A 9,698-nucleotide genomic window follows, 5' to 3' on the forward strand; every position below is an offset into this window, starting at 1 on the left:
GGGCCGCCCAGCAGGCCGGAGAGCGCGGCAGGTGCTATCTCAAAGTGGGAACCGCACAGGTATCCGGCACGCGCTGTACGTCAAACGGGATAGCGCAGCTAGTCGCCGCTTCACTCCTCGTCGAACCCTTTGAGAATTTTGCCAATCGTAGCGCCCGAGAAACCGCGCGATGCCAGAAAGCGCGCCTGCTTGGCCCGCTCGGCGGCAGTTTCGGGAAGCCGGTCGAATTTTTTCCGCCAAACGGCTTGAGCGCGCGCCAGTTCGGTTTCGCGCAGTTGCGCACTGGCTTCTTCGACCAGCGTTTGGTCCACCGCATGCTGCTTCAATTCGCCGACGATCCGGCTCGCGCCCAAGCGCGACGAGCGCCGATGGATCAGGCTTTCAGCAAACCGCGAGTCGGACAGCCAGTTTTCGGCTTCCAGCGAATCGAGCAAGGTATCGAGCGAATCGGTTTCCTCGACGAACGGCTTAAGCTTGCGCGCCAGTTCGGAGCGGCTGTATTCACGCCGGGACAAATAGCCGAGCGCACGTCCTTTTAGCGAACGGGCCGGGCGTTGGGATTTTTTTGCATCGTCCTGTTCCGGCTTCGCCTCGCCAGGCGTGCGGCGCGAGCGGGTATAGGTGGTTTCGGACGGGTCCGCTTCAGCCTGCGCAGAGGGATCAGACTGCGGCTGGCGACCTGCGGCGCGATCGTGCGCGTCGAACGATTCGAAGGGATCGGCTTCGCCGGCTGCGGCAAAGGAATCGGGATCTGATGCGTATGAGCGGCCAGGGGCAGCATTGCCGGCAGGATCGCGCGGCGAACGTGAAGTGGAACGCCCGAACGAGCTTCCAGAAGATTTGCCGAACGATGAACCGGACGAACGACTAAACGAACTACCGGACGAACTGCTAGACGACTTTCCCGACGACCGCCCAAACGACCGGGTGGACCGGGAAGTCGAAGAGGAGGAAGGCGGCGATGAAGAGGATGACGACGATTCGAACGAATCGTCGCCACCGTCACGCGGGCCGTCCGCGTTGTGTCCAGCGTTGGACGGCGGCCGGCCCTTGCGTATCACGTGCTGGTTACTCTTCTTCGCCCGCGACTTCAGCGGCCGCACCGGTCGCCACTTCCGCCATGGCATTCACGCCCAGCGATTCGCGGATGCGGTTTTCGATCTCACGAGCGATGTCCGGATTTTCGCGCAGGAATTCGCGCGCGTTGTCCTTACCCTGACCAATACGTTCGCCGTTGTAGCTGTACCAGGCGCCGGCCTTGTCGACGATCTTGGCCTGCACGCCGAGGTCGATGACTTCGCCCTGACGGGAAATGCCCTCGCCATACAGAATGTCGAAAATCGCTTCGCGGAACGGCGGCGCAACCTTGTTCTTCACCACCTTCACGCGCGTTTCGTTACCGATCACTTCGTCGTTCTTCTTGATCGAACCGATCCGGCGAATGTCCAGACGCACCGACGCGTAGAACTTCAGCGCGTTACCGCCCGTGGTGGTTTCCGGGTTGCCGAACATCACACCGATCTTCATACGGATCTGGTTGATGAAGATCACGAGGCAGTTGGTACGCTTGATCGTGCCGGTGAGCTTGCGCAGCGCTTGCGACATCAGACGCGCTTGCAGACCCGGCAGCGAGTCGCCCATTTCGCCTTCGATTTCAGCCTTCGGCACGAGTGCCGCGACCGAGTCGATCACGATCATGTCGATCGAGCCCGAGCGCACCAGTGCGTCGGCGATTTCGAGCGCCTGTTCGCCGGTGTCCGGCTGCGAAACCAGCAGGTCGTTGACGTTCACGCCGAGCTTGCCCGCGTACTGGATATCCAGCGCGTGCTCCGCGTCGATAAACGCTGCCGTGCCGCCGAGCTTTTGCATTTCAGCGACGACTTGCAGCGTCAGCGTGGTTTTACCGGACGACTCCGGACCGTAAATTTCGACCACCCGGCCACGCGGCAAACCGCCGACGCCCAGCGCGATATCGAGGCCGAGTGATCCCGTTGAGACCACCTGGATATCTTCGACCGCCTCACCTGCGCCGAGCCGCATGACCGACCCTTTGCCGAACTGCTTTTCGATCTGCGCAAGCGCGGCAGCGAGTGCCTTGCTCTTTTCAGCAGTCAGTCCAGCCGAGCCTTTCTTGCTTTCTTCCATGAATCGTCCTTTGCTATGATGAACGGCGTCTGAGGCAGATGTGCAGCCTAGTTTTGGAGGACAGCACACGAAACTCAGACACTGTATAAAAAAACAGTAGTTTTGGCAAGCGCGATTCTCATGCGAACGCGCATTTTTACCGTCGCGCTGCCCAACTACCCACAATAATTTTCGGAGACCGCTGTGCGCCGGGGGGACACCCCACGGTGCCGGCAAGGCCAGGCTTGCGCACCATGCGAATTCTGATTGCCGAAGACGACAGCATACTCGCGGACGGTCTGGTTCGATCACTCCGCCAATCGGCCTATGCCGTCGATCATGTGAAGAACGGCGTCGAGGCCGACACCGCCCTGTCGATGCAAACTTTCGACCTGCTGATCCTCGATCTGGGCCTGCCCCGCATGTCCGGGCTCGAGGTGCTGCGCCGCCTGCGCGCCCGCAACTCGACCGTGCCGGTGCTCATCCTCACGGCGGCGGACAGCGTGGACGAACGCGTCAAAGGCCTCGATCTCGGCGCCGATGACTACATGGCCAAACCTTTCGCGCTGAACGAACTCGAGGCGCGCGTGCGCGCCCTGACCCGGCGTGGCGCCGGCGGCGGCCCGACGGTGGTGCGGCACGGTTCGCTGTCGTTCGACCAGGTTGGCCGGATCGCCTATGTCAACGAGCAGGTGATCGACCTGTCGGCGCGCGAACTTGGTTTGCTCGAAGTGCTGCTGCAGCGGATCGGCCGGCTGGTGTCGAAGGAACAGCTCGTCGACCATCTGTGCGAATGGGGCGAAGAAGTCAGCAATAACGCGATCGAAGTCTACGTGCATCGGCTGCGCAAGAAGATCGAGCCGAGCGGCGTACGCATCATTACTGTGCGGGGCCTCGGGTACTGCCTCGAGAAAGCCGCCCTGCCGCCAAACGTGAACATGAACGCGAACCAGAGCGCCAACCCGCCCGCCGAATCCGAGCCGCCCTCCTCGCCCTCTTCGTCCCCCTCGGCCGCGATGCCCGCGAGCCATCACTTCAAATAGGGGGCCTCCATGTCCGCACGCGCAGATCGCGCCACGGCGCACGCGGCGGACCTCGACGAGGTGCGCGACGAGCGCTACGCCAATCCGTTCGCCCCGCCCGACGAGACCGAAGCCGCCGCCGAAGCGCGCCCACGCTCGCTGTTCGGCGAAATTCTGGACTGGATGCTGGCGCCGCTTCTGCTGCTTTGGCCGATGAGCCTCGCGGTCACCTACCTGGTCGCCAAGTCGATCGCCAATGGCCCGTTCGACCGCGCGCTCGAAACCGACGCCTACGTGCTCGCCCGCCAGATCCATCCGATCAACGGCGTGGCGGAGCTGTCGCTGCCCGACTCCACCCGCGACTTTCTGCGCACCGACAATGTCGACAGCGTCTTCTATCAGGTGCTCGGCACGCGCGGCGAACTGGTGGGCGGCGAGCGCGACATGCCGTTGCCGCACGAGGAAGACCGGCCGCCGCCTGGCCTCGTGGAATTCCGCGACGACGTGCTGCGCGGCAACGATATCCGCGTCGCCTATACGACCGTCGAGTTTCCGCAAACGCCCGGTGCTCAGCCGGTGCTGGTGCAGGTCGCCGAGACGCTCGACAAACGCAGCCAGCTTGCCAACGACATCATCAAAGGCGTGATCCTGCCGCAGTTCGTGATCCTGCCGCTGGCGATCCTGCTGGTGTGGTTCGGCCTGTCGCGTGGACTCGCGCCGCTGCATGCCCTGCAGGCGCATATTCGCGCGCGCCGCCCGGACGATCTGTCGCCGCTCGAAGCCCGCCGCGCGCCGCCGGAAATCGAGCCGCTGGTGACGTCGTTCAACGATCTGCTGACGCGCCTCGAACAGAACATGGAGTTGCAGAAGCGCTTTATCGCCGACGCCGCGCATCAGATGAAAACGCCGCTTGCCGGTCTGCGCACCCAGGCCGAGCTTGCGCTGCGCCAGGACGCCTCCGAGGAAGTCCACCGCTCGCTCGAACAGATCGCCACCAGTTCGGAGCATGCGGCGCGTCTCGTCACCCAGTTGCTGGCGCTGGCGCGCGCGGAAAATCGCATGTCGGGCCAGATTTTCACGCCGGTTGAGGTGACCGAGGTGGCGCGCAGCGCGGTGCGCGACTGGGTTCAGGCTGCGCTCGCCAAGCAGATGGACCTCGGCTACGAAGCCCCCGAAGAGCCGGTCGAAGTCGACGGCAATCCGGTCATGCTGCGGGAAATGCTGTCGAATCTGATCGACAACGCGATCCGCTACACGCCGGCTGGCGGACGGATCACCGTGCGGGTGCGGCACGACGTGACGGCGCGACTCGTGCATCTGGAAGTAGAAGACACCGGGCTCGGCATTCCGGTGGCCGAGCGCTCGCGGGTGGTCGAGCGTTTTTATCGGATTCTCGGCCGCGAAGGCGACGGCAGCGGCCTTGGGCTTGCGATCGTCCGCGAGATCACGACGATGCACGGCGGGGAGATGACCATCGACGATAACGTCTACCAAACCTCCCCACGGCTTGCCGGAACCCTCGTGCGTGTCAGCTTGCACGTACTCGAACAGGGACGGGACTTACCCTAAGAGCGCAAAAATCGACGCTTGGGCCGGCGCCATATTGAGATACGTTTGTCAAAAATTACAAGAACTTAGGCGTCAATTGCCGCGTTTTGATGGAATTCCCCTCTCTACGCCTGAAACTGCCATTTCACCCCTCCACGTCAGTACGCCGTAAGTTTCCACTCCAATAATCGGTTCCACGGGAACGCCTTTGCCGGCGGACCGCGTGCACATATCAATATTGGAGACGACATATGGCTACCGTTGGCGGGCAAATCTCGCACGTACCGATGACGCGCGATGAGAAGCGGGTGATCTTCGCATCGTCGCTGGGTACGGTTTTCGAGTGGTACGACTTCTATCTGGCCGGCTCACTCGCCATCTTCATCAGCAAGAGCTTCTTCTCCGGCGTCAATCCGACTGCCGCTTTCATCTTTACGCTTCTGAGCTTCGCCGCGGGCTTCGCGGTACGGCCGTTCGGCGCGATCGTATTCGGCCGCCTCGGCGATATGGTCGGGCGCAAATACACGTTCCTCATCACAATCGTGATCATGGGCCTGTCGACCTTCCTGGTCGGCTTCCTGCCCGGTTATGCGTCGATCGGCATTGCGTCGCCGGTGATCTTCATCGCGATGCGCTTGCTGCAAGGTCTTGCACTCGGCGGCGAATACGGCGGTGCGGCCACGTACGTCGCGGAACATGCGCCGGCGGGACGCCGCGGTTTCTACACCGCGTGGATCCAGACCACCGCCACGCTCGGCCTGTTCCTCTCGCTACTGGTGATTCTCGGCGCACGCACGGCCATGGGCGAAGACGCGTTCGGCGCCTGGGGCTGGCGCATTCCGTTCCTCGCGTCGATCTTCCTGCTCGGCGTGTCGGTATGGATTCGCCTGCAACTGAATGAATCGCCGGTGTTCGCGCGCATCAAGGCTGAAGGCAAAACCTCGAAGGCGCCGCTGACTGAAGCATTTGGCCAGTGGAAGAACCTGAAGATCGTGATCCTCGCGCTGATCGGCCTGACCGCCGGCCAGGCCGTGGTCTGGTACACAGGTCAGTTCTACACGCTGTTCTTCCTGACGCAGACGCTGAAAGTCGACGGCGCGACGTCCAACATCCTGATCGCGATCGCGCTCCTGATCGGCACGCCGTTCTTCCTGTTCTTCGGCTCGCTGTCGGACCGCATCGGCCGCAAGCCGATCATCATGGCCGGCCTGCTGATTGCTGCCTGCACGTACTTCCCGCTGTTCAAGGCGCTGACTCACTACACGAACCCGGCGCTGGAAACCGCAACGGCAAAAGCACCGATCGTCGTGATTGCGAACCCGGACGAGTGTTCGTTCCAGTTCAATCCGGTCGGCACGGCGAAGTTCACGAGTTCCTGCGACATCGCCAAGAGCGCGCTCTCGAAGGCCGGCTTGAACTACGAGAACGTCGCGGCGCCGGCGGGCTCGCTGGCGGAGATCAAGGTGGGCGATACGGTGATCAACACGTATGACGGCAAGGCCGCCGACGCCAAGGACCAGGGCAAGGTGTTCGACAAGACCCTGGCGACCACACTGAAGACCGCCGGCTATCCGCCGAAGGCCGATCCGTCGCAGATCAACTGGCCAATGAGCGTGGTGATCCTGACGATCATGATGATCTACGTGACGATGGTCTACGGGCCGATTGCGGCGATGCTGGTGGAGATGTTCCCGACGCGCATCCGCTATACCTCGATGTCGCTGCCGTATCACATCGGCAATGGCTGGTTCGGCGGCTTCCTGCCGGCGACCGCCTTCGCGATCGTAGCGGCCAAGGGCAACATCTACTCGGGGCTGTGGTATCCGATTGTGGTCGCGCTCGTCACGCTCGTGATCGGCATGCTGTTCGTCAGGGAAACCAAGGACTCGGATATTTACGCGAGGGACTGAAACGCCGGATAGCCCGGGCAATTTAAAAAAGTTGCGCGCCGGGGGTTGACAGCCCCCGGCCCTATCCTCATAATCTCGCTTCTTTCGGCGAATTAGCTCAGTTGGTTAGAGCGACGGAATCATAATCCGCAGGTCCGGGGTTCGAGTCCCTGATTCGCCACCAGTTGCAAGAAGAAGCCGCTGATCCACAAGGTCAGCGGCTTTTTTGTTTCCGAACGGGAAAATGCTCCTAAACGGCGCATAACACGCTTCCATTTTAGATTCATCGCGTTACACCCTTGACGCCGGGCGACTACTAAAGCGTCTGTATAGCCAGTAGTCCAATGACCATTTGCCGGCACCCCGACACAGTAAGACCAGCAGCATGGCAGCCCATTGAATGTGCGTGGGCCATGCCTGCGGATACACGAACACCTCAATTACGGTTGTCATGCCGAGCAGGACCACTGCTACGGGTCGCGTCGCCAGGCCGAGCACAAGTAGAACAGGTGTCGTTAGTTCAATTGACACCGCCAGGTAGGCTGCAACCTCGGGAGGAAGCAACGGTAGTCGATAGTCTTCCCTGAATAACTCGAGCGCGGCATTCCAGTCGGCCAGTTTGGTCATCGCCGAGTTCCAGAAGACCGTTGCAACAGCGAGCCTCAGTGGAAGCGCGAGAACTGTATGCGGCACTCGCTCCAACCGCCCAACGGCGCGCAGTGCGCGGTCAATCAGTATTGAACTGCGATGAGCGGATTGAGATTCCGGCATCACGTGACTTGCCTCCCAATAGTTTGGCTGGATGCCTCATTTGATAGGCGGATGTCGACAAAGCATCCTGATGCAAGAAGGTGTGCGAGCCAGACGGATGTCTCCGCGTCCGGCACGTCGACAAGGGCATCATGCAAGGGGCGCCCCGCAATCAAGGCAGCCGTGAACCGGCATTGGCCCTCCGCCATGCGGTTCACCTCCACACCCGAAGGCCCTCGGTGGATATACAAACAGACCCGGTCAGCAGTCAGATTGATGTTTGCCAGTGCGCTGTCGTCCCGTGACAACACTGCGTGCCAGATGGCATCGACGGGAAACGGCGACTCAAGTACCCGCGCGGCCGGGCTCGGCAAAAACCTTACGACGTGCATGTCGGCTGCGTCGAGTTGCTCAAGGCGCCGTAAGTCAAGCGGCTTTGCGTCTGGCGCGTGTAGCGCCTCATTCACCGCCCATTCGAGTCGTGCCGTATCTGGCAGATAGATAAGAGACGCCGCTTCTGGCATCTGTGCCAGGAAATCCGGAAACGTGGCACCGTAGCTGTCTAGCTGTGCGTTCAACGGTGGGTGTTGCTCAATAAAAAGTCGAGCCGCGCCTTCGAAGAATTCGGACCCAACCAGAGCCTGCACGGCTGGATAAGTCAGCCTTAGCGCTGTAAGCAGCGTACTGTTCGCCGTATTTCGATAGATGGCGAGCCGCGCCTGCGGAGCCAGGCCGTCCGGTACCACATACCCGGATGCATCTCCATCGGAAAGCCCAAGCAAGTCCCTGCGGACTGCACATTGCAGCTCAAGCAGCGTGGGCGCACAGGTTGTCATTTCGCTGCCTCTCAATAGCGATCTCTGCAATTGCGGCTTCTTCCATCAGAACCTCAAGCGCCGGCACATCGGTGTCCCATTCGACTAGCGTGGGGACCGGTCCAAAACGCTTGAGTGCCAGCTCGAACAGGTCCCACACGGGAGGCGCGACGCGCGAGCCGTGGTCGTCAATGCGAATTATCTGGCCCTGGTCAAGCTGCCGGATGCTGTGCCCCGCCAGGTGGACCTCGGTAACTGACTCCGGCGGCAAAGCTTCAAGATAGGTCAGCGCATCCCAACCGTGATTGCTGGCACTGACGTAGATATTGTTGACGTCACAGAGGATGCCGCATCCCGTGCGGCGCGCGACCTCCGCAAGGAATTCCCATTCGGGGATGGTTGAGTGGCGGAACCGCAGATAGCTCGATGGGTTTTCTAACGAAATCCGACGCTGCAGGTAGGTTTGGGTCCTGTCGACGTTCGTGCAGACAATGCTCAGCGCTTCTTCCGTCATCGGCAGCGGCAGCAGGTCGGCGAGGTAGACGCCATCGCTTAGGCTCCAGGACAGGTGTTCAGAAACCAGCCCGGGCTCAACACGCTTCATGACATCGCGCACACTCTCGAGATGTCGAACATCGATGCCTTCGGCGCTGCCCAAAGAAAGTCCCACCCCATGGAGCGAGATTGGATAGTCCCGTCGAATGGCGTCGAGATATGCCGGAGCGCTGCCCCCGCCCATGTAATTCTCGGTATGCACCTCGAACCAGGCGGCCACCGGCTGCTCTTCGACAACCTCCTGATGGTGTCGAAAGCGCAGCCCGACCCCGGCGCATGCCGGAATCAGGTCATGCGCAAATTGCGACGCAACGGAAGCAGCATCCATGAAATCCCCGCCTGCTCAAGCTGGCTTCAACTTGCCGCCCTGGATTTTGCTGCAATCCCCGGCGGGCAACAGAACGAACGACTTCGTGTCGCGTGCCTGCGTCGCTTGTCCGGCGCAGGAGTGTGCGCCTTCAGCGCAGTCGTTTTTCGATACGGCGTTGACTCCGTAACACTTCTCCAGTTTGTTTGCCGCCATCCTCGCCATGTTGTCTTTCACAACTTTCGGCATTTCCTTCATGGTCTGGGCCTGGAGCGGTACCGTCTGCATGGCAAGTGCCAGCCCGATTGCCGACGAAAAGGCCGAGGCGGCCATAACACGTTTATTCATCACGTTTCCTCCTGAGGGTTGCGGCCCGGCATTCCGGCCGTCTAATGAAGTTCGGTCAGTCGCCGCAAAAGGTTACGGCCCAATCAAACTTTTTCTGCGTGACAAACTATCGACCGCGCAGCAAAATTTCCTCATGCTCCGGCACCCCCTCCCACCCCCCCCCCCGCGGGAGCCGCCCGGCTCCGCCCGCTGGCGCTAGCTGTTCGCCCCCACCCGCCGATGTAATGCACACCCGTAGCGAAGGTCCAGTCCCCACGCGTAAAGGTCTGGGTGAGGCCGCCGGCCACGCTGTGCTGCTCGAGCACTAGTACCCGTCGTCCCTGACGGGCGAGCGCCGCCG

The 9,698-nt window shown here is 61.5% G+C and carries 10 protein-coding genes and 1 tRNA gene; 4 read left to right on the forward strand and 7 right to left on the reverse strand.

The window, feature by feature from the left end:
• Positions 1–110: 110 nt before the first annotated feature.
• Positions 111–1,058 (reverse strand): recombination regulator RecX, encoded by a 948-nt coding sequence (gene recX / locus FSO04_RS05325; RefSeq protein WP_168435570.1) that lies wholly within the window; start codon positions 1,056–1,058, stop codon positions 111–113.
• 10 nt (positions 1,059–1,068) lie between these two features.
• Positions 1,069–2,145 (reverse strand): recombinase RecA, encoded by a 1,077-nt coding sequence (gene recA / locus FSO04_RS05330; protein WP_054034441.1) that lies wholly within the window; start codon positions 2,143–2,145, stop codon positions 1,069–1,071.
• A 233-nt stretch (positions 2,146–2,378) separates the two neighbouring features.
• On the opposite strand from recA, the gene FSO04_RS05335 reads away from it, so the two are divergent.
• The 4 genes from FSO04_RS05335 (at position 2,379) to FSO04_RS05350 (ending at position 6,767) form a co-directional block, all read left to right on the forward strand.
• Complete coding sequence (locus FSO04_RS05335; RefSeq protein WP_154558702.1) at positions 2,379–3,167, forward strand: response regulator transcription factor; 789 nt, start codon at positions 2,379–2,381, stop codon at positions 3,165–3,167.
• A gap of 9 nt (positions 3,168–3,176) precedes the next feature.
• Positions 3,177–4,715 carry a sensor histidine kinase gene (locus FSO04_RS05340; RefSeq protein WP_154558703.1) on the forward strand — a complete coding sequence of 513 codons (1,539 nt, stop codon included), beginning with the start codon at positions 3,177–3,179 and terminating at the stop codon, positions 4,713–4,715.
• Between the two features lie 230 nt (positions 4,716–4,945).
• The gene (locus tag FSO04_RS05345) at positions 4,946–6,604 is read left to right on the forward strand and encodes an MFS transporter (protein ID WP_154558704.1); all 1,659 of its coding nucleotides are present in this window, start codon (positions 4,946–4,948) and stop codon (positions 6,602–6,604) included.
• An 86-nt stretch (positions 6,605–6,690) separates the two neighbouring features.
• A tRNA-Met gene (locus FSO04_RS05350) sits at positions 6,691–6,767 on the forward strand.
• A 107-nt stretch (positions 6,768–6,874) separates the two neighbouring features.
• Here FSO04_RS05350 and FSO04_RS05355 read toward each other — a convergent pair.
• The 5 genes from FSO04_RS05355 to FSO04_RS48695 form a co-directional block, all read right to left on the reverse strand.
• Positions 6,875–7,354 (reverse strand): DoxX family protein, encoded by a 480-nt coding sequence (locus FSO04_RS05355; protein ID WP_154558715.1) that lies wholly within the window; start codon positions 7,352–7,354, stop codon positions 6,875–6,877.
• A complete protein-coding gene (locus FSO04_RS05360; RefSeq protein WP_154558705.1) occupies positions 7,354–8,169 on the reverse strand; it encodes an HvfC/BufC N-terminal domain-containing protein in 816 nt (271 codons plus the stop codon). Before FSO04_RS05360 ends, FSO04_RS05355 begins: the two co-directional genes overlap by 1 nt.
• Complete coding sequence (bufB, locus tag FSO04_RS05365) at positions 8,141–9,031, reverse strand: MNIO family bufferin maturase (RefSeq protein ID WP_154558706.1); 891 nt, start codon at positions 9,029–9,031, stop codon at positions 8,141–8,143. Before bufB ends, FSO04_RS05360 begins: the two co-directional genes overlap by 29 nt.
• 15 nt (positions 9,032–9,046) lie before the next feature.
• Positions 9,047–9,358: a BufA1 family periplasmic bufferin-type metallophore gene (gene bufA1 / locus FSO04_RS05370; protein WP_154558707.1), complete on the reverse strand. Its 312-nt coding sequence runs from the start codon at positions 9,356–9,358 to the stop codon at positions 9,047–9,049.
• A gap of 131 nt (positions 9,359–9,489) precedes the next feature.
• A partial coding sequence (locus tag FSO04_RS48695; RefSeq protein ID WP_154558708.1) for an NAD(P)-binding protein occupies positions 9,490–9,698 on the reverse strand: 209 nt, incomplete at its 5' end.

Origin of the sequence: Paraburkholderia madseniana (assembly GCF_009690905.1) — a bacterium.
In the GTDB taxonomy this organism is placed as follows: Bacteria; Pseudomonadota; Gammaproteobacteria; order Burkholderiales; family Burkholderiaceae; genus Paraburkholderia; species Paraburkholderia madseniana.

Coding starts and splice junctions, on each gene's coding strand:
- recA (WP_054034441.1), bottom strand. CDS start 2,145: ATGGAAGAAAGCAAGAAAGGCTCGGCTGGACTGACTGCTGAAAAGAGC.
- FSO04_RS05335 (WP_154558702.1), top strand. CDS start 2,379: ATGCGAATTCTGATTGCCGAAGACGACAGCATACTCGCGGACGGTCTG.
- FSO04_RS05340 (WP_154558703.1), top strand. CDS start 3,177: ATGTCCGCACGCGCAGATCGCGCCACGGCGCACGCGGCGGACCTCGAC.
- FSO04_RS05345 (WP_154558704.1), top strand. CDS start 4,946: ATGGCTACCGTTGGCGGGCAAATCTCGCACGTACCGATGACGCGCGAT.
- FSO04_RS05355 (WP_154558715.1), bottom strand. CDS start 7,354: ATGCCGGAATCTCAATCCGCTCATCGCAGTTCAATACTGATTGACCGC.
- FSO04_RS05360 (WP_154558705.1), bottom strand. CDS start 8,169: ATGACAACCTGTGCGCCCACGCTGCTTGAGCTGCAATGTGCAGTCCGC.
- bufB (WP_154558706.1), bottom strand. CDS start 9,031: ATGGATGCTGCTTCCGTTGCGTCGCAATTTGCGCATGACCTGATTCCG.
- bufA1 (WP_154558707.1), bottom strand. CDS start 9,358: ATGAATAAACGTGTTATGGCCGCCTCGGCCTTTTCGTCGGCAATCGGG.